Genomic DNA, 26,845 nt, shown 5'->3' with positions numbered 1-26,845 from the left:
CCTAGTTCCCCGCCAGGAAACCCGGCCCCATCTTTGCCTTCAGGGTCTCTCCGACGGAAAGCCCGATCTGGACTGCCTCTTCCAATGGGCCTGTCTGTTCGGCCGCATGCGCGGCACTGCCATCGGGTTTCAGCACAATACCCTGAAAATGGATCTGATCCCCCCGGATCACCGCCAGACCGCCAATGGGCGTCCGGCAGGAGCCATCCAGAACGGCCAGAAAGGCGCGCTCAGCCTCCAACCGGATCTGGGTCTCCCGGTCATGGATTGCCGCCAGCATGTCCAGGGTGGCGCTATCATTTTCCCGGCTTTCAATGCAGATCGCGCCCTGCCCGACCGCCGGCAGGAACTGGTCCGTTTCCAGAAGGCTGGTGACTTCCCCTTGCAGGCCAAGCCGGTTGAGCCCAGCCGCCGCCAGCAGTGTGGCATCCACCTCCCCCTCTGCCAGCTTGCGCAGCCGTGTCTGGAGATTGCCGCGATACATGACCACCTCAAGATCCGGCCGCAGCCGTTTGATCATGGCCTGGCGGCGCAGGGAACTGGAGCCGACCACCGCCCCTTGAGGCAGGTCATTCAGGGTCTTCGCCTTGGGGGACAGAAAGGCATCACGGACATCTTCGCGGGGCAGGAAGGCGGTCAGCGCCAGCCCCTGCGGCAGAACTGTCGGCATATCCTTGGACGAATGAACGGCCAGATCGATCCGCCCGTCCAGAAGCGCTTCTTCAATTTCCTTGGTAAAGAGCCCTTTGCCGCCCACTTCCGACAGGGGCCGGTCCTGGATGCGGTCACCGGAGGTTTTGATCACCTCGATCTGAAAGGCCTCTTCAGCAAGATCATGGGCCGCCATCAGCCGGTCACGGGTTTCATGGGCCTGTGCCAGCGCCAGCGCGCTGCCCCGGGTGCCGATACGCAAAGGATTTGATTGCAAGGTTTACCGTCCAGATGCTACGCCCGGCAGACCAGCCGCCGGACCGGAAATGAAGTGTTCGTGCCATTGTCCTATCACAGGCCGCGATTGCAAAACCAATGACTTCAGTCAATCAAGATGCCATGCCAAGCGATCTGACCGTTCTGGGGATCGAAACCAGCTGCGATGAAACCGCAGCCGCGGTTGTCCGGGGGCCCCGCGCCAAGACCATCTTATCAAATACGATCCGCTCGCAAATTGATGAACATACGGAGTTTGGCGGCGTCGTTCCGGAGATTGCCGCACGGGCCCATATCGAGATCCTCGACCGGATAATCCAGCAAACCCTGGACGAGGCAGATTGCGGCTGGGACGGGATCGACGCGATTGCCGCCACCGCCGGGCCAGGCCTGATCGGCGGCGTCATTGTCGGTTTCATGACCGCAAAAGCCATCTCACTGGCCTCTGGCAAACCGCTCGTTGGTGTCAACCATCTGGAAGGCCACGCCCTGACCGCCCGGCTCACCGACGACCTGGACTTTCCCTTTGTGCTGCTGCTGGTCTCCGGCGGCCACAGCCAGTTTCTCCTGGTGCGCGGCGTCGGCGACTATGAACGCCTCGGCACAACCATTGACGATGCCATTGGCGAAGCCTTTGACAAAACCGCCAAACTGCTCGGCCTGCCCTATCCCGGTGGCCCGCATGTGGAAAAGATGGCAGCAAGGGGCGATGTCACCCGGTTCAAACTGCCCCGCCCCTTGCTCGACCGGCCTGGCCTCGACATGTCCTTTGCGGGTCTGAAAACCGCCCTGCGCACCCAGGCCAAAAAGCTGGAGCCTGTGGATGAACAGACCATTGCGGATCTGTGTGCCGGTTTTCAACGCGCTGTAGCCGATGTGCTGGCCGCCCGGACGCGGTCCGCGCTGGAGCTGTTCGAAACCCGCCACCCGGGCATCCGGCCAGTGATCGTGGTTGCGGGCGGGGTTGCGGCCAATCAGGAGATCCGATCAGCGCTGACCACCGCAGCCGAAACCGCCGGCGCCCGGTTTGTGGCCCCGCCGCTGCGCCTGTGCACAGACAATGCGGCCATGATTGCGTGGGCGGGCATTGAACGGTTGCAGCAAGGCCCCGTTGACGATATGGGCCTGTCCCCCCGCCCCCGCTGGCCGTTGGATGCGCACCAGGCCGGTGTGCTGGGCGCGGGCAAGAAGGGCGCCAAGGTCTGATCTTTCCGTTTGCACGCAGTCCATCCGCCCGCCGGATCTGCCTTCTGCCGGCTGGGTCTTCCGCTTTCCGGCTCCCCCGGCTGGGACCAGCTATCCGAACCGGCCGGTAATATAGTCGCTGGTGCGCCGTTCCTGCGGCGCACTGAAAAGCATATCGGTTATGCCGAATTCCACCAGCTCGCCCAGATACATGAAGGCCGTGTATTGGGAAGTCCGCGCGGCCTGCTGCATGTTGTGGGTCACGATGGCAATGCAATAGTGGCTTTTCAGGGTTTCGATCAGATCCTCGATCTTGGCGGTTGAAATCGGATCCAGCGCGGAGGCCGGTTCGTCCAGAAGCAGGACCGACGGTTTCACCGCGATTGCCCGTGCAATGCACAGCCGTTGCTGCTGCCCCCCGGACAGGCCCAGCGCACTCTGGTGCAGCTTGTCCTTCACCTCGTCCCAAAGCGCGGCTTCGCTCAAAGCGTTCTCCACCCGGCTGGCCATCTCCTGTTTTGGAACTTTTTCATAGAGCCGGATGCCGAAGGCAATATTCTCGAAAATCGACATGGGAAACGGGGTCGGCTTTTGAAACACCATGCCGACACTGGAGCGCAGCCAGTTCAGGTCGACAGTGCGGGAGAGAATATTCTGTCCCCCGATCCGGATCTCCCCGTCCGCCTTCTGGCCCGGATAGAGGTCATAAATGCGGTTGAAAGTCCGCAGCAAAGTGGACTTGCCGCAGCCGGATGGACCAATGAAGGCTGTCACGCTCTTGTCGCGCAGGCAAATGTTGATGTCCTTGAGAACATGGTGCCCGTTCTGATAGTGGAAATTGAGGTTCTTCACCTCGATCTTGACGGGCCTTTCGGCCCCCAGGGCCTCGTCCCCGGCGGCCATGGGTGGCACCGGCGGCGCGGTGATAGTCAGCGGCGCAGTCTCCAGATATGTGGTCATGGCAGATCTCCAGGGCAGGTCCAGCGGCGTCACCGGGACCGGCGTTTGGCCAAAAGGCGCGATGCAAGGTTCAAGGCGAGAATAGACAGGGTGATCAGCAGGGCCCCGCCCCATGCCAGCCGCTGCCAGTCGTCATAGGGGCTCATGGCAAACTGGAAGATGACCACAGGCAAATTGGCCATGGGGTGGCCGAGATTGGCGGTCCAGTACTGGTTGTTCAGCGCCGTGAACAGAAGGGGAGCGGTTTCGCCGCTGACACGGGCAAGCGCTAGCAGCACCCCGGTCAGGATGCCATTGGCCGCCGCCCGCCAGATGATGAACACCATGATTTTCCACCGCGGTGTTCCAAGGGCGGCCGCCGCTTCGCGCATTTCAACCGGCACCAGGGTCAGCATGTCCTGTGTGGTGCGATTGATGACGGGAAGCCCGATCAGGGCCAGAGCGAGCGCGCCCGCATAGGCGGAAAAATGCCCGGTGGTGACAACAACGGTCGCATAAACAAACAAGCCAATGACGATGGACGGGGCGGACAGCAGAATGTCGTTGAGGAAAATCGCTGCGGCGGCGACCTTCGACTGGTTTGAATATTCCGCCAGATAGGTTCCGGCCAGAAGGCCCAGCGGGGTCGCAATCACGATTGACAGCGCGGTCATCACCACGGAGCCGTAAATCGCATTAGCCAGACCGCCATCAGAGCCGGGCGGCGGGGTCATCTCGCTAAAGAGCGAGAGCGACAGCGCGGGCAGCCCCTTCTGGACCAGGGACCAGAGGATCGCAAAAAGGAAGAACAGGCCGAAGGCGGTTGCGCTAAGGGCAGCGCCCATCATGAGCCGGTTGACCAGATAGCGCCGGTGCAAAAGTGCTTTGGACATCTCAGGACCCTCAGTGTTGTGCTGACCGGCTGATCAGGATCTTGGCGGCGGCGAAGACGGCGAAGGTGATGGCGAACAGAACCAGCCCCAGCGCCACAAGGCTTGAGGTGTAGAGCGGTGTAGTCGCTTCGGAAAATTCGTTGGCAATGGAAACGGAAATGGTGGTGGACGGTGACAGCAGCGATGCGGAGATCCGGTGCGCATTGCCGATCACGAACGTGACCGCCATGGTTTCCCCGAGCGCCCGGCCAAGACCGAGCATCAACCCGCCCACCAGTGCCCGGCGCGTATACGGCAGCACGATGGAGCGCGTGACCTCCCAGGTCGTCATGCCCATGCCATAGGCCGACTCGCGCAGCATCGGCGGAACGGTCAGGAAGATATCGCGGGAGACGGATGTCATGAAGGGCAGGATCATGACAGACAGAACCAGACCGGCGGTCAGAAGGCCGATGCCATAGGGCGCCCCGTCAAACAGAGGCCCGATCACCGGAAGCGGCCCCAAATAATTGATCAGGACCGGCTGCACGATTGTCTGCAAGAAGGGCGTGAATACAAAGAACCCCCAAAGGCCGTAAATGATGGACGGGATACCGGCCAGGAGTTCAATCGCAATGCCGATGGGTATGCGCAGCCGGTCCGGGCACATCTCGGTCAAAAACATGGCAATGCCCAAGCTGACCGGAACCCCGATCACCATGGCAATGGCCGATGTGACCAACGTCCCGAAAATCGGCGCGGCAGCGCCATAAACATCCTTGGCCGGGTTCCAGTTCTCATTGACCAGAAATCCGGTGCCGAATGCGCGCCAGGCTGGCAGGGAGCCATGGAGGAGGGACAGCAGAATACCGATGAGGACCAGAGCCGTGAGGGTGGCGGCGCCCCAGGTCAGGCGGATGAACACGGTATCGGCGGTGGGACCGCGCCGGGACCGTTGCCCCTCTTCAATGGCAGGAACAGGTGCGCTGGAAAGATCCTGAAAAGCCATGTTGGTGATAACCTGCAGCTGGGCGTCTGGTGAAGGCAATGAAAGATCTTGCGGGGGGATGCTGGCAGCGGCAGAGCGGGCCGGGCGGCCGGCCCGCTCTGTCGAACGTGTTTCAGTCCGGGCAGCGCTCAGCTATGGTTTTTGGTAAAGACCGGTTTGCCGTTGGACTGGATGGACAACCAGGACTGTTCGATCAGTTTGACGACCGAACGGGGGATCGCAACATATTGCAGGGCCTTGGCTTCTTTCTGGCCATGCTGATAGGCCCAGTCGAAGAATTTCAGCGCTTCGCCTGCTGCAGCCGGATCCTGGGGCTGTTTGTGAATGATCACCCAGGTGGAGGCGGCAATCGGCCAGCTCTGGTCGCCGGGCTGGTCGGTGATGATCAGACGGAAGTTCTTCGCATGGGCCCAGTCAGCATTGGCTGCAGCCGCCGCAAAGGTTTTCAGCGAAGGCTGCAGCACCTTGCCCGCAGAATTCTTCATCCGGGCGTAGCCGAGATGGTTCTGGATGACATAGGCATATTCATTATAGCCAATGGAGCCGGCGGTCTGCTTAATGGTGTTGGCCACCCCTTCAGAGCCTTTCGCCCCCAGACCGACAGGCCACTGAACTGCCGTATCGGAGCCAACCTGGCTTTTCCATTTTGAAGAGACTTTGGACAAGTAGTTGGTGAAGTTGAAGGTGGTGCCGGACCCGTCAGAACGGTGAACAACCACGATCGGCTGGTTGGGCAGTTTCAGACCCGGATTGAGAGCTGCGATTTCAGGGGCGTTCCATTTGGTGACCTTGCCCAGATAGATATTGGCGAGCGTCTCCCCATCGAGCACGAGATCTCCCGGCTTAATGCCCTGAATATTGTACATCGGCACAATGCCTCCCATCACCATCGGGAACTGGGTCATGCCGTGTTTGTCGAGTTCGGCATCCGACAGCGGCTTGTCGCTGGCGCCGAAGGTGACTGTCTTGGCCTCAACCTGCTTGATTCCGCCGCCGGAACCGATGGACTGGTAATTCAGCTTGATGCCGGTTTCCCTATGGTAGGCATCGCCCCATTTGGCAAAAACCGGATAGATGAAGCTTGATCCGGCCCCGACAATGTCGGAGGCAAAAGACGGTGACGCGACAGCAGCGCTCATGGCCAGAGCCGTGGCCACGACAGCCAATTTATTCGAAAATTTCATGGATTTGCTCCGTGGTTTCGAAAGTAAGACTGGGATGTAAGTTCTGATTTCAGGAAGGATGTCCGGTCTGAAACCGGGCAGTCTGCCGGGTTGGCCACACCGGTCTTGCCGGAGAAGTCTGGCCCGCGCAGTCGGTAGGTGCGTATGATATGTGGCGAGAAAGTGTTTTCCTGGAGCCCTGAAAAATTCTACTTATTTGGCTAAATAAAAAAATCTGAGAACGCATTGCGTTGAAGTCTTCAAACCACCGCGTTAAATAAAGTTCATTTTCAATGATTTCCGCATTCCCACACCAAGGTTTGGACTAGGGTGAGCCCGTCGGCATGCATGGCTTCGCAGCCTTGTCCTTGACTTTCTGCATCCGATCGGCACCTGAAGGTGGAAATTTTCCAGTCCCTCCCCTACTGGTTCCTTTCCGGCCCTTTCATCCTGGTCCGGCTCGCCCTTGGAGACTTTGAAAGAATGCGCGTCTACCATAAGGCCTATGTCTATCTGACCTGCGGCCGTGACCTTCTGGTTTTCTCCGAACCGGACTTCCCGCATGTGGGCCTTCAGGTTCCCGGCGGAACGCTGGACCCGGGCGAGAGCTATCTTCAGGCCGCACGGCGGGAGTTTTGCGAAGAGACCGGACTTTCATTGGATATCGCAATCGAATCGTTCGCGGACCAGGACCGCATCATCGAAAATGTGCCCCATTGTCTCGACGGCCTGCACCGGCGGCGGCATTTTCACGGAACAATCCGGGAAAAGCCCGCGGACACCTGGGAACATTTCGAAACCTCTCCAAGCAGCGGTGGCGCCCCGATAAGGTTCCGCCTGTTCTGGATTGATCTGTTTTCAGATGAAGCAGCTGACGTGACCCTGTTCTTTGAAGAATTTGGAGCGCAGCTTGAAACATTACGGACGCGCGTGGAAAGGCAGAGCAATGGGCGCCATTAAAACAGTTGGCGTCATCGGAGGCGGCGCCTGGGGCACGGCCCTGGCGCTGACAGCCGCCCGGGCCGGGCGGGACGTCCGCCTGTATGCACGGGAACCGGAAACCGTCTCCCATATCCGCTCCCGCCGCCAGAACCCGCGCTATCTGCCGGGTATCACTTTTGACGAAACGCTGAATGCAACGGCCAGCCTGGGCGAAGTGGCCGATGCCGATGCCCTGTTGCTGGTCACCCCGGCGCAGACGACGCGTGCGCTCCTGGCTGCACTGAAGGACACTGGCAAGGTGCGCGGTCCTCTGGTCTTGTGCGCCAAAGGGATTGAACAGACATCCGGCAAGCTTCTGTCCAAGGTCGTCAGCGAGGAGCTGCCCGGCATCGAAACGGGCGTGCTGTCCGGCCCGAGCTTTGCCGATGATGTGGCCCGGGGCTTGCCCACTGCCGTTACCATCGCAGCCAGTTCCGCGAAGTCGGCACTCAGTCTGTGCGAGGCGCTGCAATCAGCCTGTTTCCGCCCCTATGCCTCGATCGACATTCTGGGCACACAGATTGGCGGCGCCTTGAAAAACGTGCTGGCCATTGCCTGCGGGGCCGTGGTCGGGCGCAAGCTGGGAGCCAGTGCCCAGGCGGCGCTGACCGCCCGCGGCTTTGCCGAACTCTCCCGCCTTGGCGCCGCGATGGGCGCCCAAGGGGAAACCCTTACCGGATTGTCCGGCCTGGGAGATCTGGTCCTCACCTGTTCGTCCAGCCAGTCCCGGAACTTCTCCTTCGGCCTGCGCCTTGGCGAAGGCTTCATGGCCTCCGAGCTGATCGCTGCCGGGGGCAAACTCGCCGAGGGCGCCTATTCGGCCCGAGTGGCGGTCAAACTGGCTCAGAAACACGGCATCGACGTGCCGATCTGTGACACGGTCGCCCGGATGATTGACGAGGACCTGTCGATTGACGATGCGCTCAACACTCTGATGGCCCGGCCGCTGAAGGCGGAGACCGAGGGTCTTTGACGGCTCCCCCTTTGTCCCCCAGCACTTGCCCATTGAGTTTCCCGGAGCGTCCCCATAGGGTCGTGCCAGTTTTTCTGACCCGGGATCTCATCTCATGCTTTATGCCCTGATCTGCACCGACAAACCCGGTGCTCTGCAAATCCGTCTCGACACACGCGGCGAGCACCTTGCCTTCCTAAAAGGCCTTGGCGATGGCTTGAAGGCCGCAGGCCCGTTTCTGGACGATGACGGCGCCATGACCGGCTCGCTTGTGGTGATTGAGGCGGCGAACCGCGACGAAGCGCTGGCAATTTCAGAGCAGGACCCTTATGCCAAGGCCGGTTTGTTTGAAAGCGTTGAAATCCGCCCCTGGAACTGGGTGGTGAAGAACCCGGAGGTGTCATAAGTGCAGTACTGGCTGATCAAGTCCGAGCCCGACAAATGGTCCTGGGACCAGCAGAAAGCCAAGGGCGAAGCCGGTGAGGAATGGGACGGCATCCGCAACTACCAGGCCCGCAACAACATGCGCGCCATGGAGATCGGCGACAAGGCCTTCTTTTATCACTCCAATATCGGTAAAGAAGTTGTCGGAGTTGTCGCAGTGTGCAGCGGCATCCATCCGGACAGCACCACAGACGATCCGCGCTGGGAATGCGTTGACTTCAAAGCCGTTTGCGACATGCCCAAGCCCGTCACCCTGGCAGACGTCAAGGCCGAGCCCCGGCTGGAAAAAATGTCCCTCGTCACCTCCATGCGCCTCTCCGTGCAGCCGGTCACACCGGACGAATGGGCCATTGTCTGCGAGATGGGCGGCCTCGAAGAGCCGGTCTGAGGATGTTTCATGACCCGTGACCATGCACCCGATTGAGGATGCTGCCGCCTTCATCCGCAAGGAGACCCGGGTCAAACCCGTGCCCCATGCGGAGGAGATCCGGCTTCACCTGGCAGATGAAGCCCTGGCGCTTTGGCAGAAGACGGAAGAAGATCTGGGCGTGCTTGGCCTCGCCCCACCCTTCTGGGCCTTTGCCTGGGCGGGGGGACAGGGGCTGGCACGGCATATTCTGGACACGCCCGCTCTGGTGCACGGCAAAAAGGTGCTGGATTTTGCCTGCGGCTCCGGACTGGTCGGCATCGCGGCCAAAATGGCCGGTGCAAAGACCTGCCACGGTGTCGACATCGATCCGTTCGCCATTGCTGCCGCCAGGCTGAATGCGGAGTTGAACGGGGTCACACTCAGCCTTCAGACCGGCGACATCACCAGCGCTCCGCCGCCGGATGCAGAGGTCGTTTTCTGCGGCGATGTCTTTTATGACAAGCCCATGGCGGAGGCTGTGCTCCCCTTTCTAGACAGGCTGCTGACCAGCGGCTCAACGGTCTATGTCGGGGATCCGGGCCGCTCCTATCTACCGAAAGACCGCTTGAGGGAACTTGGTGTCTATGAGGTTCCTGTGGTCGGAGCGCTGGAAGACAGCGACGTGAAAAAGACGCGGGTCTTCCGATACGAGTGAAATTGACCCAAGAAAGTCCGTTTCCTTGGGTCAAAGATTCAAAGTGGATGAAAAATCAAAAGTTTTCTCCTGTCGGGACTTTCCCTTTTTCGCGCTTGCGATAGGTTAGCCGCCAAGCGATTTGCGCTCCCCCCTCCCCCTTTGGTGCTTTCAGGAGTTCCACATGCCCATCGTTAACCGCCTCGCAGACCTGGCTGACGAGATCGCCGTCTGGCGCCGCGACTTTCACGAAAACCCCGAGATCCTCTATGAAACCGTCCGCACCGGCGAGAAGGTTGCCGAGCTGCTGCAAAGTTTCGGGGTTGACGACGTCACGACCGGCATCGGCAAGACCGGCGTTGTCGGCGTCATCAAGGGCCGCAATGGCGGGGCAGGCAAGACCATCGGCCTGCGCGCCGACATGGATGCCCTGCCGATTGAGGAAGCCACCGGCAAGCCCTATGCGTCCAAAGTGCCCGGCAAGATGCATGCCTGCGGCCATGACGGCCACACGGCCATGCTGCTTGGCGCGGCCAAATACCTTGCCGAGACCCGGAATTTCGACGGCACCACAATCGTCATTTTCCAACCCGCCGAAGAGGGCGGCGCCGGTGCCAAGGCCATGATCGACGATGGCCTGATGACCCGCTGGAACATTGACGAAGTTTACGGCATGCACAATTTCCCGGGCATGCCGGTCGGGGAATTTGCCATCCGCAAAGGCTCGATCATGGCTGCGACCGACGAATTCGCCATCACGATCAAGGGCCTTGGCGGCCACGCGGCCAAACCGCACCAAACCATCGACCCGGTTGTGATCGGCGCCAACATGGTCAATGCGCTCCAGACTATTGCCAGCCGCAACGCCGATCCGCTTGATTCCGTGGTGGTCTCTGTAACCATGTTCAACGCGGGCAACGCTTTCAACGTTATTCCGCAGGAAGCGACCTTGCGTGGCACGGTCAGAACCCTGAGCCCGGAAATGCGCGATCTGGCCGAAAAGCGCATGGCTGGCATTGTCACATCAGTTGCCGAAGCCTTCGGCGCGACCGCCGACTTCAACTTCCGCCGGGGCTATCCGGTCACCGCCAACCACGACGCCCAGACGGATTTTGCCGCCGGAATCGCCGAGGACATTGCCGGTGTCGGCAAGGTCAATACGAATATCGACCCGATGATGGGCGGGGAAGACTTTTCCTACATGCTGGAAGAGCGCCCCGGCGCCTTCATCTTTGCAGGCAATGGCGACAGCGCCGGTCTGCATCACCCCGAATATGACTTCAATGACGAGCTGATCCCTTTCGGGTCTTCCTACTGGGTCAAGCTGGTGGAAACCGCTCTGCCTGCCAAGGCGGCCTGAGCCGGTCCGGCAACCCGTTTTGGGTGGCCCCACAGGCCGCCACCTCCGGGATGACGTAACGTCTGTTTACCTGTAGAACAGATGCTGGCCCGGCCTCGGGCCGGCATGTCCCCAACAGGCACTTCACGATGGTTCTTTCCCGGTTCAAACTTCCCTTTCTTGCGATCTATCTTCTTGTTGGCGCTGTGGTTGGCGTCCTTGTCATTCACCCGCTGAATCTGATTGTGGTCTGGTGGGAGCTGGCCCGTTTTTCCGAAACGGCGCCTGGCCTCATGGAATTCCTGAGTGCCCGCCTCTGGCTGGTTCTGTTGCCGCGCCACATGGACGTTGCGATGGCCTATACCTGTGTCGGCGCCGTTGTCGGCCTGGCCTTCGGCATCTTCACCCGCAACTACATGATGACCACGGAAGCCTACCGGTCCTTGCGCGAAGAACAGGTCGCGCTCATTCCGAGCCTGTTGCAGAATGGGGAATCGGACAATGTGGAATTCAAGTCGACCCTGCGCTGGGACGTGAAGGAGAACCGGATCAACCGGGGCCTGGAAAAGGTCATTGCCAAGACGGTCGCCGGATTTTTCAACGCCGAGGGCGGCCATCTTGTTGTCGGGGTGGATGACAACGGCACACCGCTTGGCCTCGACAAGGACCTGTCGACGCTCAAGAGCCCGGATCTTGATGCCTTTGAACGCACGGTGAATGATATCGTCTCAAAGAACCTCGGCGGGGATCTCTGTCCCTTCATTCACACCGTCTTTGCCAGGATCAACACCTTCGACGTGGCGATGATCATCATCCGTCCGGCCCCGCGCGCCGTCTATATGGAAGAGGGCAAGGCCTCGATCTTCTATGTGCGCAGCGGCAATTCGACCCGTCAACTGGATGTGCGTGAAGCGCTGAACTACGCCAAAACCCGATGGACCTGACCAAATGGATTTCCTGTCCGCGCTGCTGCCGGATCCTGTCAGCCTGCCTGCTGCTTCCCTTCTCATCCTGACCAGCTTTTTCACCTCCGCCCTGACCGCCGCCGTCGGCCTTGGGGGCGGCGTAGCGCTGATCGCCGTCATGGCCAGTCTGATGCCGCTGAACGCACTTGTTCCGGTCCACGGGGTTGTTCAGATCGGCTCAAATGGCGGGCGCGCCCTCGTGCAGATAAGACACGTGGACTGGACCATCGTAGCCTGGTTCACCCTTGGTGCCCTGTTGGGGGCAGCGCTCGGGGGCACCCTTGCCATCCAGCTTCCGGCCGAAGGCCTGCGGCTCGGCCTGGCTGCTTTCGTGCTTTGGGTGGTCTGGGGCAAACCGCCGAAATTCGGCAATATGCAAAAACGCGCCATGGCCGCTGCCGGGTTTGCCTCAACGTTCCTGTCCATGTTTTTCGGGGCCGCCGGTCCGATTGGCGGGGCGGTTCTGTCCACCTTCGGCCTGCCCCGCCACGGCTTTGTCGCCAATCAGGCCGTGACCGCCCTGACCATGCATATTTTCAAGATCTTTGCCTTCGGCCTGCTCGGCTTTGCCTTTGCCCCCTGGGTGTGGCTGATTGTCCTGATGATCTTCAGCGGTTTTCTGGGCACGCTGGCCGGATCGCGCCTGCTCGGCAAGATGAACGAAGCCACCTTCCGGACCGGCTTTAAATGGGTGATGACCGCACTGGCGCTCAATCTCCTTTGGCAGTCCATAGAAGGGATCCTCTAGCCCCCCATCGAAGAGACGGATCTCTGGCCTCTCTTGACCCGCAGCAGGGCCATGCTTGAATTCTTCGCAACTGACGTGACCTTGCAAGCCCCGGCGTGACGGGGTAACTCAGCGCGATCAGTTTTCAATAATGCGGGATGGAACGTCCATGGCTTCTCACAGTCTTCTGCTTTTGCCCGGTGACGGCATTGGCGCCGAAATCATGAAGGAAGTGGAAAAGGTCATCGCCTGGTTCAACGAGAACAGCGGCATGAGCTTTGACACGACCGATGGCCTCGTGGGCGGGGCGGCCTATGACGCCCATGGCCAGGCGATTTCCGATACGGATATGGCCAAAGCCCTGGAGGCAGATGCGGTCATTTTCGGCGCTGTCGGCGGACCGAAATGGGACAAAGTGCCCTATGACGTGCGCCCGGAGGCCGGTCTGCTGCGCCTGCGCAAGGAAATGAAGCTCTTTGCCAACCTGCGCCCAGCCATCTGCTACCCTGCCCTTGCCGATGCGTCTTCCCTGAAGCCGGACGTGGTGGAAGGGCTCGACATCCTGATCGTGCGCGAACTCACAGGTGGCGTCTATTTTGGCGAGCCGAAGGAGATCACCGATCTGGGTAATGGCCAGAAACGCGGCATCGACACCCAAGTTTACGACACTTACGAAATCGAACGCATTTCCAAGGTTGCCTTTGAACTGGCGCGTACGCGCAACAACAAGGTCACGTCCATGGAAAAGCGGAACGTCATGAAATCCGGCCTGCTTTGGAACGAGGTGGTCACCGAGACCCACAAAAACGGTTATGAAGATGTGGTGCTGGAACACATGCTCGCCGATGCCGGCGGCATGCAGCTGGTACGCTGGCCCAAGCAGTTTGACGTCATCGTCACCGACAACCTGTTCGGCGACATGCTGTCCGACGTTGCCGCCATGCTGACCGGATCCCTGGGTATGCTGCCCTCCGCTTCCCTCGGCGCCCCGGACCCGCTGACCGGCAAGCGCAAGGCGCTTTATGAGCCGGTCCATGGCTCGGCCCCGGATATTGCCGGCACCGGCGCAGCCAACCCGATCGCCATGATCGCCAGCTTCGCCATGGCGCTGCGCTATTCCTTCGAGGAAGCCGATGCGGCCAACAAGGTTGAAAAAGCCATCGAAGCGGCGCTCGACAAGGGCCTTCGCACCAAGGACATCGCCAAGGACGGCGATACGGTCGTCACCACCTCCGAAATGGGCGATGCCATCCTGACCGAACTGACCGCGCTCAGCGCCTGACCGCAATTCCGATTGCAAAGAAAACCGCCCGCAGGTATCCCGTGGGCGGTTTTTCATTCCAAGGCAGTTGGCCGCATGACCGAAGACAAAATCGCCCCCTTTCTCGGAACCTGGATTCTGGACGCGGATGAAAGCGAGTTTGAACAGGGGGACCCGCCGCAAAGCGCGACACTGAAGATCGAAGACACCTTCGGCATGGTCTCTTTCACCATGAATCAGATTGCCGCCGATGGCAGTGAGACCAGCGACAGTTTCGAGGCGGTTCCGGACGGTCCGGAAGTCAAACTTGGCAAAAGCGGGCTGGTGGATGCCATGCGGCTGGTGTTCCAAGGCAGCAGGAACTTGATTTCCGAAGCCCGGCGCGGCGGCCTGACCATCATGAAGGCCGACCGGGAGCTCTCCGAAGACGGCCGGACCCTGACCGTAACGCAAACCGTGCATCTGGTGGATGTCGCCAGTTTCACCAACACCTCCGTCTACCGGAAAGCGCAGTAAACGCTCATGCCACAGCATATCGGCGCGATCGCGCTTCTGGTTCCCGACTATGAGGCGGGCGTTGCCTTTTATGTCGGCCAGCTCGGCTTTGATCTGATTGAAGACACGCAAGTGTCGGAAACCAAGCGCTGGGTTCTGGTCGCGCCCAAGGGCAGCACACAAACCCGGCTGCTTTTGGCAAAGGCCGACGGCCCCCGCCAGTCCGCCACCATCGGTCACCAGACCGGCGGACGGGTCTTCCTGTTCCTCAACACAGATGATTTTGACCGGGATCATCAGGCCATGCTGGCCAAGCACGTTGTCTTTCTTGAAGCCCCCCGCCAGGAGCCCTATGGCAAGGTTGCGGTCTTTGAAGATCCATTTGGCAACCGTTGGGACCTGATCGAACCGGCGGGTGCAAACCGCGCTTAGAGCATCATGCGCTAACCTAGCGGCACGGCCTGTCTCCAGGATCTTGGTCCCTTCAAACGCCTCAATGAGACCTATGGCCACCCTGCCTGAGACCAAGTTCGGATTGCCTTTGCGCAGGCCATCCGGGAAACCATTGATGCCCATCTCGCCTGATAGAAATCCATCTGACCGGTTTGAAAGGTCTTTTGGCTAAAGCCTCGGGCAACAAGCCTGCGCGATTTGATGTTGGAACACAGCTCATTCGGCAAAGCGCGTCGCGCAGATCGCAGCGATTCCGGCTTGAGATTGGTATGAGCCTGCGCGTTATCCAAATCGGTAACTGGACGCCATGACACCGCCCATGATGTCCCCTTCGTGATAGATCCGCACTGCCGGTTCCTGTTCCGCAGCCCCCAGGGCCACGAAGAGAGGCACCAGATGATCTTCGTTCTTGTGGCAAACCCGGGCATAAGGTGCCAGTTCCCAATCCATCAGAGCCTGTGACCGGGCCTCGGGTGCAAGCGCCAGTGCATCACCGAGCCAGGCGTCAAAGGCTTCCGACGGCGCCTTGGCACCAGGCCCGATCAGCGCCAGGTTGTGAAAGCTCAGGCCCGAACCGACAATCAGCACGCCTTCCTCCCGCAAGGCCTCCAGCGCACGCCCGATGGCGAAATGGGCCTGAGGGTCGTAGGACTTCAGCAGAGAAACCTGGAACAACGGCATATCCGCTTTCGGATACATGATTTCCATCGGGGCGAATGTGCCGTGGTCAAATCCTTGCTCACGGTCAAGACGCGCTGTGATGCCAGCCTCTTTCAACAATGCCAGCGTCCGCTCTGCAAAAGCAGGGGCACCGGGTGCCGGATAGACGATCTCATAGGTCTCCGGCGGAAAACCGGAATAATCATAGACCATCGGCGGATTGGGAGAGGCCATCACCGACACCAGTTCTGCTTCCCAATGGCCGGAGACCATGAGGATGGCTTCAGGCCTTTGCGGAAGGTCTTCCACCATATTCACCAGAGAAGCTTCCAGAGTGGCGAACATGGCCCGCATGTCCGGCAGCCACGGCCACGGGCCACCGCCATGAGAAATGAAATAGGTTGGCAGTTTTGAAGGCATTGTCCGGTCTCTCTTGTCAGGTGCGGAGCGGTCTGCAGCTCCAGGACAGCGGGCCCGGCCTACGGGCTCGACTGTTGTCAAAGCGGCAGTTTGCGGCCCCGTCCCCAGGCGATAAAGACCGCGAGCGCGAACAGAACCGAATTGACGGGCAGCACATAAAGTTCGGCATTGGTCACATGAAAGATAGCTGCGCAGATTTGCAGCAGAGCAAGTGCAAGAGCTGCTGCCACGGTCAGCCTCGGCAGAATACCAGTCAGCATTGGCAGCACAAGCCCCGCTGCCCCGGCAAGTTCAGCCACCCCGAGAAGCCTGACGAAAGGAGCTGGAACCATGCCCGGCCACACCATCATGGCGGCAAGATCCGGTATCGGCTGCGATACTTTCATGAAACCTGCAAGGCCATAGACCAGCACCAGCAGGATCTGGGCCGTCCAAAGGCCGATATTGAGCCATTTCGTCTGGCCCGATTCAATTGCGATCGTCTTCATTGTGCCGTCTCCATGTTCTGGGCCGGTCTCACGTCCGGCACCATCTGGATGCCTTGCCCGGCTTGGCATTACTTGCGGCCCCGAAGATAGACAACGGCCTGGTTAGGCACTAGACGGCAAAATTTGGAAAAACTATCCTGAATCTGGGACAGTAGAAGATCAACACTGCAAAGAGGATCCGAGCATGGCCTTTGACGGGATCGACGTCTTTGTTGAAGTCGTCAACGCGCAGAGCTTTTCCCAGGCCGCCCAGCGCCTTGGCATGCCGACAACCACGGTCAGCGCCAAGATCGCCCGGCTGGAAAAGCGGCTGGGTATCACCTTACTCCACCGGACCACGCGCAAGCTCAGCGTGACGGAGGCGGGACAGCGCTACTATCGCTCCTGCAAACAGGCCCTGGACGCCCTGCAGGCGGGAGAGCAGGCGCTGGCCCAGAGCGCCGGACAACCGGCCGGCACCCTGCGCCTGACGGCCCCGCCGGACCTGGCCAATTCCCTGCTGCCCCCCGTTATCGAACGCTATCTGGATCATTACCCGCAGGTGAACGTGGATCTGAGTGTCACCAACCGGCATATGGACCTGATTGCCGACGGCATTGATCTGGCCGTCCGGGTGGGCAAGCTTGAAACCTCCAGCCTGATCATCCGCAAATTCGTTAGCGGACAGATCTCGCTCTGGGCCTCGCCCGCTTACCTCAAACGCCATGGCACTCCCAGGCACCCGGATGACTTGAAAGCCCACCGTTTCATTCAACTGGTGCCCGCAGGCCCGCAGATCACGCTGATTGGCCAAGACGGTGCCAGCGCCGATGTTGATATTTCCGGCCGCCTTGCCTGCGACGACATTCAAACCACGCAGACCTATGCCGAACGGGGCATTGGCATTGCCATGCTGCCCGATTTCTTTCTGTCCGCCAGCACGGAGACCGGGTCCCTGGTCCCTGTCCTGCCGGAGTTCGGCAGCGCACAAATGTCGGTCTATTTCGTCTATCCGTCCCAAACCTTCGTGCCACCAACCGTCAAGGCGTTCATGGCCACCGCGCTGGAGCTGAAAAAGAGCCCGGCAGCGAGCGCTGCCGGGCCCTGATATCTTTTGGTCATCCCTCCAGACGGCCTTAAGATGCGCCGCGTTCCCAGGGGGTAAACCGGCTTGCCCTAGTTCAGGCGGGACGCCGGACCGAGATCGATCAGCTGGGTTTCCCCCGGAGCATCATCCACGCCGTCATTGTCGGTCACCAGGATCAGACGCCCGTCAGCGGTCACCGCCAGGCCTTCCGGTTTGTCCAGAACCCAGCCCTTGCTCTTGGCCATGGCGGGCAGAATGTCCATCGCGAAGTGCTTTTCCAGAACCGGCAAAGCTTCGCCATAGGCAGCGGGTGTGACCCCGTCCAGCGACACCACCGTGATCTGCTTGATAGCAGCGTCTTCGCCCCCCTTGTTGTCCCGCTCCAGAACGGCAAACTTGCCGTCTCCAAGGGAGACAATCTCAGACAGGCCAACCCAGCCGCCAGCCGCACTGCGCGGAGCGTCGAGCGGATAGTGGACAAAGCCCCAGGACTTGTTGTCCGGGTTGTAGATCGCGATCTTGGTCAAGCCTTCCGGATCGTCCTTCCATTCGCGCTGAACCGCAACAGCCACAAGCGGCTTCCCGTCCATCTCAAACTCGGCCACGCCCTCGAAGGAAAACCGCTTGGATTGATCGATCAGTGCCTGCGGCAGGGTAATTTCCTGCTGCACGGCTCCGGTCTCATCGGTCTTGATCAGCAGATGCTGACGGTCTTTTTCCAGATTGCCTTCAGAGGCCAGCCAGAACCCGCCATCCCCGGCAACGGCAATGCCTTCCAGATCCAGAAGTGCCTGGGAGGCGCCGGTCACGTTCTTGTAGCCGGTGATCCGGGCAGGCTTGGAGGAAATATCCAGCGTGTAGATCCGGGCCTTTTCGTAAAAGCTGTCATTCACGGCAAAAAGCTTGTTCGGGTCCTTCGGGTCAGCGGCCAGAGCCGACAATGCGCCCCAGCCGATCGGTGCCTTGGTTTCCTCATCCATTTCCGAAATGATGGACGGATAGGACGGCGCTTCGGCGCCGAACTGGTACAGCGACACATGCGCCCGAACCCCATCTTCATCCACTTCGTTGGCCACGGCAAACAAGTCCCGGTTCGGAATGGCCAGAAGGCCTTCCGGACCCACATGGGTCGGCAGGAACTGGACGAATTCCGGTTCGGCACCGGTGTCCTTGTAGACGGCGACAAAATTTCCGCGCTCGGAGTTGACGAAGATCAGCGTGTCGCCGCCGAATTCCCCAACGGCCACGCCTTCCGGCTCTGTGCCCTTCTTGTGCGCCCGCTTGGCAGGGTAATGGCCATGGGACATGCCCAGATGTTCCATCTGGTTGCCACTATCAAAGAGAACATCGCCCTTGGCATTCCAGATAGTGAACCCGCGCGAACCACCCTTGTAGTCGCCTTCATTGGCCGTCACGAAACGCTCGTCATCGATCCAGGCCACTGCATCCGGTTCCCGGGCAACGTTTTCCGCAGACCCCGAAGCATCGCTGGAGCGCGCCTTTTTCACCGGGACATTTTCAGCCGTCGAAGTGCCGGCGGAAAAATGGGACACAACCTTGCCGGAGGCCAGGTCAACAACGGCAATGTGGTTGTTTTCCTGCAAGGTGACCACAACCTGGTTCTTGGAATTGATGGAAACAAATTCCGGCTCCGGATCACTGGGGGCAACCTCGGCCAGCCCGGTGAGATCGACAATGCGCACCGCATCACAATTGACCGGAACGCCTTGGTCATCCAGATCGAAGATCGCCAGATGGCCGGCCGGCATTTGCGGGATTTCGCCGTCATTCAGATCTTCGTCGCGCTCGTTCTCGATCGCTATGGCCACATATTTCCCGTCCGGCGAAATGGCAACGCTGTCCGGCTGACCTTTGGCATCGCATGTGGCGGTGATGCCCAGACCCTCCAGGGCAATAACGGCCAGATGGCCGGAGGCGTTCACATAGTCTGCGCTCGTATTGACGCCTGCATAGGCGTAGCTCTGGCCAACGGCGACAGAGGTCGGCTCACCGCCAAGAGCCGTGCGGCCCATCGGTTGAAGGTTCAACGGGTTCGCCGCATTCACAAAGACGATGTCCTCACCCGGGCTGTCGGTGAAAACGAGAGTCCGGCCATCCTTGGACGCATAGATGATTTCAGCCACGGTCTCGGTCGCCTTGCCGGCCCCTTCTGGAAGGGTCTTGTAGACCGGGTAAGAATTGATCCGCTCAAAAAACTCGGCCTGTGCAGTAGAAACGGCCCAGAGACCGAACAAAACCGCAAGGCTGACACCTTTCAAAAAGCGTCCGCGTAGATCAGACATTGCACTAGCTCCCACACTGTTCTGGGTTAAGGTGGACGAAAGCTAGTGGCCGAAATTACCGAATTGGTGACATTCAGGTGAAGCTTGCATGACACCTTGAAGAAGCTTTCACCTGCTCGAATCCGGCGGATGGCCGTCAGATTTTACTGGACATGGCCGCGTTTTTCTCTCAGGTTGCGGTGCAACAAACCTAAGGCGCGAGCTGCGCTTCTCAGAATTCTCGGATAGTTTTATGCAGATCGGATTTGTCCGCGCCGCCATGGTGCTTGGGCTGCTGGCCGCCGTTGGGCCATTTGCCATAGACCTTTACCTGCCGGCCACACCGCAAATCGTCAAGGACTTGAACACGGACGACGCCGGTGCACAAATGACCTTTACGGTCTATTTCATCGCCTTTGGTGTGGCCCAGCTGTTTTACGGGCCGGTGGCCGACTGGACCGGCCGCCGGGCGCCAATCTTTATTGGCCTGGCTGTCTTCGTCGCCGGTTCGGCCATCTGTGCGAGCGCGGCAGATATTTCCACGCTGGCGCTCGGGCGTTTCGTTCAGGCTCTGGGAGCTGCTGCGCCCATGGTGATCGTGCGCGCCGTCGTCAGGGACCTCGCCACGGGGCCCCAGGCCACACGGCTGATGGCGCTGGTGATGCTGGTCATCAGCATCTCGCCGCTGCTTGCGCCTTTGAGCGGCAGCGCGATCATTGCCTTCGGCGACTGGCGCACGATTTTCATCGTCCTTGGTTTCATTGCCCTGCTGGCGATCATTCTGACCGCCTTCCGTTTGCCGGAAACCCTGCCGGCTGACAAGCGCAGCCCGATCAATGTGACGGATTTGATCCGCAGCTCCATCTATCTGATGAAAGATGCCAGATTCATGGGGTTGACCATGATCGGCGGCTTTTCCATTGCCAGTTTCTTTGTGTTCATCGCCGCCGCACCTTTGGTTTATATGACCAGCTACCACCTCTCCCCGACGGAGTTCAGCCTGGTCTTCGCTGCCAATGCGGTCGGGTTCTTCGCCGCGTCCCAGTTTGCGGCCAGTCTCGGCCAGGCTTACGGGATGGGGCGGGTGGCCTTCCGGGCCGTCTGCGGTTTTACCGCCGCCAATGCAAGCCTGTTCCTGCTCATCTGGATGGGCTTCGATTCCCTGCCGGTGCTGATGGTGTTCTTCTTCCTCGGCAATACCTGCCTTGGCCTTGTCATTGCCCCGACCATGGTCATGGCTCTGGAAGAGCATGGCGAACATGCGGGCATGGCCTCCTCCCTGGGCGGCACGTTCCAGATGGTCGCAGGCGGTGTCATGATCTTCCTGTTCACGCCACTGTTCGACCGGACCGCCTTGCCGCTGGCCGGTGCGGTGACCACGTGCGCGTTGCTCGCCTTTGTTCTGGCCCTGCTCACCTTGCGGCTCGACCCGGCAGGCGACGCTTCCACGCCAGACAACAACGCCCCCGCCTGACGGCGGCGCCAGCGCAAAGGCAAGGCAATGACGGGATCAGCCGGGTCTCACCCGGACCGGCCGATCTCGTCGAGCCGCTCTTGCAGGGACAGTCTGTCGAGAGACGCCATTGGCAAATTCAGGAAGATCGAGATCCGGTTGTTGAGCATCCGGAAAGCATCGCTAAAGGCCAGCCCCCGTTCACTTTCACTGCCATCGACCGCCGCCGGATCCGGCACGCCCCAATGGGCGCTCATCGGCTGCCCCGGCCAGACCGGACAGGTTTCCTTGGCCGCGTTGTCGCAAACGGTGAAGACAAAATCCAGAACCGGCGCCCCTTGAACCGCAAATTCGCTCCAGTCCTTGGAGCGCAGCCCATCCGTCTTGAAGTTGAGTTTCTTGAGCAGCACCAGGGTCTCCGGCCGCACAACGCCCGCCGGGTTGGACCCGGCCGAAAATGCCTTGAACTTACCCTGCCCTTCACGGTTCAAAATCGCTTCAGCCAGAATGGAACGGGCTGAGTTCCCGGTGCACAGGAACAGGACATTATAAACATTTTCAGGCATTGTTTCCTCCAGTTTCCAGGGCATTTTTTTAAAATAGACCGGTCCGGCCATACCCCTTGAACAACGTCACGTTTCCGGTTTGGGTCAGGTCTTTCTGGCCACCGCCTCCATGACCTTTGCGCACAGCTCAGGCTGGCCGCCGCAGCAATCGGCCATCAGAAAAGTCAAAAGCTCCCCGGTGGTCTCAAGATCGGCAAAGTAGCGGATCGAGCGGCCCTCCCGTTTGTTGCGTACCAGCCCGGCCTGCAACAGCACCGACAGGTTGGCCGACATGGTGTTCTGGCGGACGTGCAGCACCTCCGCAATCTCACCCGCCAGCCGCCCCTCCGGCCCGGCCGCAATCAACAGCTGGTAGACCTCCAGCCGGGTTTTCTGGCTAAGGGCCGCAAAAGCGGCCAGAGCAGAATTTATATCCATACTTCATGATATATAGATTTTAATTCTTCCGCAACGGAAAATCCATCCGCCAAGCAAAGACAAAAGCAACCTCAACAGCCCGCTCGGGAGAGCCGGTTGCGCGGGCTTGTGTTTCCCTGTCCGGCCTGATGATCTGTAGATCACACACTGGGGCCCGCAAAAGAAGGACACGGCATGAACATATTAGGGAACAGCTGGCGCGGCAAAGGCCTGGACCCGGCCGATGGCCTGGCAACGGGTGAGATTTCTCTGAGCCAGGGTCCGGCCAGCGCTTTTTTCAAATCCGCCACAGGCCTTGCCCCCTCCCCTCTGCTGACCCGCCCCGATCTTGCCGCAGCTCTTGGCATTGGCGCGCTCTATCTGAAGGACGAACGCGACCGGCTCGGGCTTGGCAGTTTCAAGGCCCTTGGGGCCTCATATGCAATTGCGAAACAGTCCCACGACAGATCCCGAAGCCAGCCAGCCCCGGATGCGGGCAGTGCGTTAACGGACACGACCTTTGTCTGTGCCAGCGCGGGCAATCACGGCCTGTCCCTTGCCGAGGGTGCCCGCATTTTCGGAGCTAAGGCGGTGGTCTATGTTGCCGAAACCGTCCCGGACGCCTTTGCAAACCGGCTGCGGGCGCGGGGGGCCGAGGTGGTGCGCGAAGGCGCCCTTTACGAAGACAGCATGGCAGCGGCCGAACAGGCGGCGCAAGACAAGGGCTGGCAGCTTCTGTCTGACAGTACCTGGCCCGGCATGACCGCACCCGGCCGCGATGTCATGGAAGGCTATCTGACAATGGGTGAGGAGATCGCCCGGCAGATCGCAGAACCGCCCACCCATGTGTTTTTGCAGGCCGGTGTCGGCGGCCTGGCTGCCGCCTGCACGGCCAGTGCCCGCCAGAGTTGGGGGGATGGTGTCACCATCGTGATTGTTGAACCGGAGGCAGCCCCCGCGCTTCAGGCGAGCATTGCCGCAGGCCGTCCGGTGAAAGCTGGCGGTCCGGTCTCCTCCATGGGGCGCCTCGACTGCAAGGAGCCCTCACATCTGGCCCTGACCTATCTGGCCCGGGAAGCGGATGCCTTTTTGACGGTTTCAGAAGAGGAAGCTGCAGACACAGTCGCCTGGCTTGCGCAAAACGGCCTTGAGACCACCCCTTCCGGCGCCGCTGGCCTCGCTGCGCTGCGCCACGCAGCAGGCCACGTTGAGGCCTTGAGACTAGAGGCAACCTCCCGCGCGCTCTGTTACCTCTCTGAAGGTCCGGAAGATGTCTGAGCCGGATTTTCCAGAGAGTGAATTTGCCGCGCGCACGGAGCGGGCCCAACGCGCCATGCGGGCGCAGGGGCTGGACGCCCTGTTTTTGACCGCCGAAGCGGAGATCCGCTATTTCACCGGTTTCAGAACCCTGTTCTGGCAAAGCCCGACCCGGCCCTGGTTCCTGATTGTGCCCGGCAGCGGCAAGCCGGTGGCCGTCATTCCGCAGATTGGCGCCCAGCTGATGGCCTCCACCTGGATTGACGATATCCGCCTTTTCGCCTCACCCCATCCAAGCAGGGAGGAACTCCGCCTGCTTGAAGAAGCACTGACCCCGTTCGCCCGGGTCGGCCTGCCCATGGGACCGGAAAGCATGCTGCGCATGCCCCTTGAAGACTTTCTGACCCTGCAAGCCCGCCTCCCCTTTGTGGCCTTCAAGGACGCATCCGGCCTGCTCCAGACGCTGCGGCTGGTCAAGTCAGAGCCGGAAATCGCGCTGATCCGGGAAAGTTGCACCAGTGCATCGCGTGCCTTTGCCAAGGCCCCGCACCTTTTTCACGAGGGCCAGACGTTAAAAGACGCTTTCCGGGCCTTCCGGATCGAGCTTTTAACCCAGGGCGCTGATGACGTGCCCTATCTTGTTGGCGGCGCGGGCGCTGGCGGCTATGGCGATGTGATTTCCCCGCCGACAGATCAGACACTGGCGGAGGGCGATGTCTTCATGCTCGATACCGGCGCAACCACATCCGGCTATTTCTGCGATTTTGACCGCAATTTTGCCCTTGGCCAGGCCTCCCCTAGGGTCCGCAGCGCCCATGAACGGCTCGTAGACGCCGTCACGGCGGCGGCAGCCATTGCCCGGCCCGGCAAGACATGCGCCGATCTTTACCACGCCATGGCGGACAGTCTCGGCGCGGGCGGTGGCGATGTGGGCCGTCTCGGCCACGGGCTCGGCCTGCAGCTCACCGAAGGCCCGTCTCTCACCCCGTTTGACCAGACAGAGCTTTGCGAAAATATGGTGCTGACGCTGGAGCCAAGCCTGACCTTAGGCCCGGGAAAAATGTTGGTGCATGAAGAGAACATCGTTTTGCGCGATGGCCCGCCGGATTTTTTAAGCGAACGGACCGGTCCTGATATCCCGGTTATCTAAAGTGTGTCGCGCGCACTCGGATTCAAACTGCTTTGTCTTTTGCGTAGAGATCTCTGATTGTCAGGCAGTGAAAGACAAAGACAATCAACCGCAATTTGCTCTGAGGAGGATTTGCAATGGTCAGGATGCTGGATTTCGAATGTGATGGCGGACTGCCCCGCGCAGCGGCCCTTGGCCTGATCGTGCTTCAGGCGGACGAGACGCTTGAAGCGGAGGTCAGCCCGCTTCTCTTGCGCCAAGGGGGCAGCCTCTATCACAGCCGCATTGCCAGTGCCCCGGACGTAACCACCGAGACGCTGATGGAGATGAAAACCCATCTGGCAAGTGCCGCCGCCCTGTTGCCGGGGCACCGTCCTTTGGACGTGATCGGTTATGGCTGTACCTCCGCCTCCACCCTGATCGGCTCGAATGCGGTCGCAGCTGCCATCCGCACGGCCCACCCGGACGCCGCCGTGACCGATCCGGCCCGTGCAGTCATCGCAGCCCTCACCTATCAGGGCGCGCGCCGCATCGCCCTTGTGTCCCCCTATATTGCGCCGGTCACGGATGCGGTCTGCGGCCTGCTGAAAGGCCAGGGTATCGACCCGGTCTCTGTCGGCACTTTCGGGCAGGCCGAAGAGAAAGTTGTTGCCCGGATCTCTCCGGCGTCCGTCTTCGAAGCCGTGAAGGCCCTTGGCCGGGACCAGACCATTGATGCGGTCTTCGCCTCCTGCACCAATCTGCGCAGCTTTTCAGTCATTGAGGACTGCGAACGCGCCATCGGCAAGCCGGTGATCAGCTCAAATCTGGCCCTTGCCTGGCACATGCTGCAGCTGGCCGGTCTTCCAACACAAGGATGCGGACCGGGCCGGCTGTTTTCGTCCTGACGGCCCCGGCGCTTCCAGCTTGACGGAGTGAATGCCGTGAAAGAGCGCTTTCTCAGCATTCCATGTTGACTTCCAGCCATTTCCGGGCAAAAACTCCGCCGTCTCACGTTTTGACGATTGCGAGCTTCCGATGACCCGGCTTCCTGCCGACATTCTGGATATCATGTCCAAGGCCCTTGCCAGCGCAGCGTTCCTGCCCGGCGGGACCCGTTCGGCTGCCGCGACCGATCTCAAACGCACGACCAAAACGACCAAAACCACCGCCAAGACCACCGTCTAACGGAGCCGCTCATCCCGCCTCCCCGGGGATGGGAGGCGCCGGAAGCCGGCCAGCCCATCCGATCCGGGCAGCTGGCGAAGCGGGGAGACGGACAAGGACTAGACCGAAAATGGGTTTCAAGATCGCAATTGCAGGCGCCACCGGCAATGTTGGCCGCGAACTGCTGGATATTCTCGATGAGCGCGGCTTTCCGGCCGACGAAGTGGTTGCACTCGCCTCTCGTCGCTCACAAGGCACTGAAGTTTCCTTCGGCGACAAGACACTGAAGGTTCAGGCGCTTGAGAATTATGATTTCTCAGACACCGATATCTGCCTGATGTCCGCCGGCGGCACGGTTTCCAAGGAATGGGCTCCGAAGATCGGCGCCAAGGGCTGTGTCGTCATCGACAACTCGTCGGCCTGGCGCTATGACGCGGATGTGCCGCTGATCGTGCCGGAAGTGAACGCCGATGCCGTTGTCGATTTCACCAAGAAGAACATCATCGCAAACCCGAATTGCTCCACCGCGCAGCTGGTGGTCGCGCTGAAGCCGTTGCACGATCATGCCAGGATCAAGCGTATTGTCGTGTCCACGTATCAGGCTGTATCCGGCACCGGCAAGGAAGCGATGGAAGAGCTGTTCAACCAGACCCGTGCCGTTTTCGTCAACGACCCGATCGAGCCGAACAAATACCCGAAGCGGATCGCCTTCAACGTCATTCCGCACTGTGACACCTTCATGGAAGACGGCTACACCAAGGAAGAATGGAAAGTGCTGGCCGAGACGAAGAAGATGCTCGATCCGGCCATCAAGGTTACCTGCACGGCCGTTCGGGTTCCGGTGTTCATCGGCCATTCGGAAAGCGTCAATATCGAGTTTGAAAACGAGATCACGGCGGACGAGGCCCGCAGCATTCTGCGCGAAGCCCCGGGCTGCCTCGTTATCGACAAGCACGAGGACGGCGGTTACATGACGCCGTATGAGGCTGCCGGCGAAGACGCGACCTACATTTCCCGCATCCGCGAAGACGCGACCGTCGAAAACGGTCTCAACATCTGGGTCGTTTCCGACAACCTGCGCAAGGGTGCGGCCCTCAACACCGTTCAGATCGCTGAGGTTCTGGTCAACCGGGGCCTGATCACGCCGAAAAAGGCTGCGGCCTGACGCGGTCCGGCAGGCGCCTGCAGGCGCCTGCCCCTTTCCCTTATTCTTCTCCTTTCACAGCC

Annotated in this window: 29 protein-coding genes; 19 read left to right on the top strand and 10 right to left on the bottom strand. The window is 60.3% G+C overall.

Features of this window, described 5'->3' with window-relative positions; all coding sequences use genetic code 11:
* Position 1: 1 nt before the first annotated feature.
* On the bottom strand, positions 2 to 928 hold the full coding sequence (gene hemC / locus ACXAIC_RS14610) for a hydroxymethylbilane synthase (protein WP_475180534.1): 927 nt from the start codon (positions 926 to 928) through the stop codon (positions 2 to 4).
* A 98-nt stretch (positions 929 to 1,026) separates the two neighbouring features.
* On the opposite strand from hemC, the gene tsaD reads away from it, so the two are divergent.
* Positions 1,027 to 2,133, top strand: coding sequence for a tRNA (adenosine(37)-N6)-threonylcarbamoyltransferase complex transferase subunit TsaD (gene tsaD / locus ACXAIC_RS14605; RefSeq protein ID WP_475180532.1), 1,107 nt, complete (start codon positions 1,027 to 1,029; stop codon positions 2,131 to 2,133).
* Positions 2,134 to 2,223: 90 nt separating this feature from the next.
* Here the strand turns inward: tsaD and pstB are convergent, their stop codons facing one another.
* The 4 genes from pstB to pstS form a co-directional block, all read right to left on the bottom strand.
* Positions 2,224 to 3,015, bottom strand: a complete 792-nt coding sequence (gene pstB, locus ACXAIC_RS14600) for a phosphate ABC transporter ATP-binding protein PstB (RefSeq protein WP_475180570.1) — start codon at positions 3,013 to 3,015, stop codon at positions 2,224 to 2,226.
* A gap of 86 nt (positions 3,016 to 3,101) precedes the next feature.
* Positions 3,102 to 3,944, bottom strand: coding sequence for a phosphate ABC transporter permease PstA (pstA, locus tag ACXAIC_RS14595; protein ID WP_475180527.1), 843 nt, complete (start codon positions 3,942 to 3,944; stop codon positions 3,102 to 3,104).
* Between the two features lie 10 nt (positions 3,945 to 3,954).
* On the bottom strand, positions 3,955 to 4,932 hold the full coding sequence (gene pstC, locus ACXAIC_RS14590; RefSeq protein WP_475180567.1) for a phosphate ABC transporter permease subunit PstC: 978 nt from the start codon (positions 4,930 to 4,932) through the stop codon (positions 3,955 to 3,957).
* A gap of 128 nt (positions 4,933 to 5,060) precedes the next feature.
* The gene (gene pstS / locus ACXAIC_RS14585; RefSeq protein ID WP_475180522.1) at positions 5,061 to 6,116 is read right to left on the bottom strand and encodes a phosphate ABC transporter substrate-binding protein PstS; all 1,056 of its coding nucleotides are present in this window, start codon (positions 6,114 to 6,116) and stop codon (positions 5,061 to 5,063) included.
* Positions 6,117 to 6,578: 462 nt separating this feature from the next.
* Between pstS and ACXAIC_RS14580 the strand changes: the two genes are divergently transcribed.
* From ACXAIC_RS14580 to ACXAIC_RS14530, 11 genes are all read left to right on the top strand, one after another.
* Entirely contained in the window at positions 6,579 to 7,055 is a 477-nt protein-coding gene (locus ACXAIC_RS14580; RefSeq protein ID WP_475180518.1) for an NUDIX hydrolase, read from the top strand.
* A complete protein-coding gene (locus ACXAIC_RS14575; protein WP_475180514.1) occupies positions 7,042 to 8,049 on the top strand; it encodes an NAD(P)H-dependent glycerol-3-phosphate dehydrogenase in 1,008 nt (335 codons plus the stop codon). Before ACXAIC_RS14580 ends, ACXAIC_RS14575 begins: the two co-directional genes overlap by 14 nt.
* A 94-nt stretch (positions 8,050 to 8,143) precedes the next feature.
* A complete protein-coding gene (locus ACXAIC_RS14570; RefSeq protein WP_475180510.1) occupies positions 8,144 to 8,434 on the top strand; it encodes a YciI-like protein in 291 nt (96 codons plus the stop codon).
* Entirely contained in the window at positions 8,435 to 8,860 is a 426-nt protein-coding gene (locus ACXAIC_RS14565) for an EVE domain-containing protein (RefSeq protein WP_475180507.1), read from the top strand. It abuts the gene before it with no gap.
* A 22-nt stretch (positions 8,861 to 8,882) separates the two neighbouring features.
* On the top strand, positions 8,883 to 9,536 hold the full coding sequence (locus tag ACXAIC_RS14560) for a class I SAM-dependent methyltransferase (protein WP_475180561.1): 654 nt from the start codon (positions 8,883 to 8,885) through the stop codon (positions 9,534 to 9,536).
* A gap of 163 nt (positions 9,537 to 9,699) precedes the next feature.
* Entirely contained in the window at positions 9,700 to 10,875 is a 1,176-nt protein-coding gene (locus tag ACXAIC_RS14555; RefSeq protein ID WP_475180503.1) for a M20 aminoacylase family protein, read from the top strand.
* A gap of 128 nt (positions 10,876 to 11,003) precedes the next feature.
* The gene (locus tag ACXAIC_RS14550) at positions 11,004 to 11,798 is read left to right on the top strand and encodes an AlbA family DNA-binding domain-containing protein (protein ID WP_475180499.1); all 795 of its coding nucleotides are present in this window, start codon (positions 11,004 to 11,006) and stop codon (positions 11,796 to 11,798) included.
* A gap of 4 nt (positions 11,799 to 11,802) precedes the next feature.
* Positions 11,803 to 12,567 (top strand): sulfite exporter TauE/SafE family protein, encoded by a 765-nt coding sequence (locus ACXAIC_RS14545; RefSeq protein WP_475180496.1) that lies wholly within the window; start codon positions 11,803 to 11,805, stop codon positions 12,565 to 12,567.
* A 148-nt stretch (positions 12,568 to 12,715) separates the two neighbouring features.
* Positions 12,716 to 13,828, top strand: a complete 1,113-nt coding sequence (gene leuB / locus ACXAIC_RS14540; protein WP_475180491.1) for a 3-isopropylmalate dehydrogenase — start codon at positions 12,716 to 12,718, stop codon at positions 13,826 to 13,828.
* 75 nt (positions 13,829 to 13,903) lie between these two features.
* A complete protein-coding gene (locus ACXAIC_RS14535) occupies positions 13,904 to 14,323 on the top strand; it encodes a hypothetical protein (RefSeq protein WP_475180487.1) in 420 nt (139 codons plus the stop codon).
* Positions 14,324 to 14,329: 6 nt separating this feature from the next.
* Positions 14,330 to 14,734 carry a VOC family protein gene (locus ACXAIC_RS14530; protein WP_475180484.1) on the top strand — a complete coding sequence of 135 codons (405 nt, stop codon included), beginning with the start codon at positions 14,330 to 14,332 and terminating at the stop codon, positions 14,732 to 14,734.
* Positions 14,735 to 15,037: 303 nt separating this feature from the next.
* On the opposite strand, the gene ACXAIC_RS14525 is transcribed toward ACXAIC_RS14530, so the two are convergent.
* Together ACXAIC_RS14525 and ACXAIC_RS14520 are read right to left on the bottom strand one after the other, a co-directional pair.
* Complete coding sequence (locus tag ACXAIC_RS14525) at positions 15,038 to 15,835, bottom strand: DODA-type extradiol aromatic ring-opening family dioxygenase (protein WP_475180481.1); 798 nt, start codon at positions 15,833 to 15,835, stop codon at positions 15,038 to 15,040.
* 77 nt (positions 15,836 to 15,912) lie between these two features.
* Positions 15,913 to 16,323 (bottom strand): DoxX family protein, encoded by a 411-nt coding sequence (locus tag ACXAIC_RS14520; protein ID WP_475180476.1) that lies wholly within the window; start codon positions 16,321 to 16,323, stop codon positions 15,913 to 15,915.
* A 184-nt stretch (positions 16,324 to 16,507) separates the two neighbouring features.
* Here ACXAIC_RS14520 and ACXAIC_RS14515 point away from each other — a divergent pair, with 184 nt between their 5' ends.
* Complete coding sequence (locus ACXAIC_RS14515) at positions 16,508 to 17,410, top strand: LysR family transcriptional regulator (protein WP_475180472.1); 903 nt, start codon at positions 16,508 to 16,510, stop codon at positions 17,408 to 17,410.
* A 68-nt stretch (positions 17,411 to 17,478) separates the two neighbouring features.
* Here ACXAIC_RS14515 and ACXAIC_RS14510 read toward each other — a convergent pair whose 3' ends face one another.
* On the bottom strand, positions 17,479 to 19,692 hold the full coding sequence (locus ACXAIC_RS14510) for an esterase-like activity of phytase family protein (protein WP_475180468.1): 2,214 nt from the start codon (positions 19,690 to 19,692) through the stop codon (positions 17,479 to 17,481).
* 232 nt (positions 19,693 to 19,924) lie between these two features.
* Here ACXAIC_RS14510 and ACXAIC_RS14505 point away from each other — a divergent pair, with 232 nt between their 5' ends.
* Entirely contained in the window at positions 19,925 to 21,145 is a 1,221-nt protein-coding gene (locus ACXAIC_RS14505) for a multidrug effflux MFS transporter (RefSeq protein ID WP_475180462.1), read from the top strand.
* Positions 21,146 to 21,192: 47 nt separating this feature from the next.
* Here the strand turns inward: ACXAIC_RS14505 and ACXAIC_RS14500 are convergent, their stop codons facing one another.
* The gene (locus ACXAIC_RS14500) at positions 21,193 to 21,690 is read right to left on the bottom strand and encodes an arsenate reductase ArsC (protein WP_475180458.1); all 498 of its coding nucleotides are present in this window, start codon (positions 21,688 to 21,690) and stop codon (positions 21,193 to 21,195) included.
* An 84-nt stretch (positions 21,691 to 21,774) separates the two neighbouring features.
* Complete coding sequence (locus ACXAIC_RS14495) at positions 21,775 to 22,107, bottom strand: ArsR/SmtB family transcription factor (RefSeq protein ID WP_475180455.1); 333 nt, start codon at positions 22,105 to 22,107, stop codon at positions 21,775 to 21,777.
* A gap of 174 nt (positions 22,108 to 22,281) precedes the next feature.
* On the opposite strand from ACXAIC_RS14495, the gene ACXAIC_RS14490 reads away from it, so the two are divergent.
* The 5 genes from ACXAIC_RS14490 to ACXAIC_RS14470 all read left to right on the top strand — a co-directional run bounded on the left by ACXAIC_RS14490 (position 22,282) and on the right by ACXAIC_RS14470 (position 26,783).
* On the top strand, positions 22,282 to 23,364 hold the full coding sequence (locus ACXAIC_RS14490; RefSeq protein WP_475180450.1) for a pyridoxal-phosphate dependent enzyme: 1,083 nt from the start codon (positions 22,282 to 22,284) through the stop codon (positions 23,362 to 23,364).
* Entirely contained in the window at positions 23,357 to 24,493 is a 1,137-nt protein-coding gene (locus tag ACXAIC_RS14485) for a M24 family metallopeptidase (protein WP_475180446.1), read from the top strand. The genes ACXAIC_RS14490 and ACXAIC_RS14485 overlap by 8 nt, the downstream gene beginning before the upstream one ends.
* A 116-nt stretch (positions 24,494 to 24,609) precedes the next feature.
* Positions 24,610 to 25,359 (top strand): maleate cis-trans isomerase family protein, encoded by a 750-nt coding sequence (locus tag ACXAIC_RS14480; RefSeq protein WP_475180443.1) that lies wholly within the window; start codon positions 24,610 to 24,612, stop codon positions 25,357 to 25,359.
* A 130-nt stretch (positions 25,360 to 25,489) separates the two neighbouring features.
* Positions 25,490 to 25,639, top strand: coding sequence for a hypothetical protein (locus ACXAIC_RS14475; RefSeq protein WP_475180438.1), 150 nt, complete (start codon positions 25,490 to 25,492; stop codon positions 25,637 to 25,639).
* A 109-nt stretch (positions 25,640 to 25,748) separates the two neighbouring features.
* Positions 25,749 to 26,783 (top strand): aspartate-semialdehyde dehydrogenase, encoded by a 1,035-nt coding sequence (locus ACXAIC_RS14470; RefSeq protein ID WP_475180435.1) that lies wholly within the window; start codon positions 25,749 to 25,751, stop codon positions 26,781 to 26,783.
* Positions 26,784 to 26,845: the final 62 nt, after the last annotated feature.

This window comes from Roseibium sp. AWQ4_254 (genome assembly GCF_056161025.1).
This window is presented reverse-complemented; position numbering and strand designations above follow the sequence as displayed.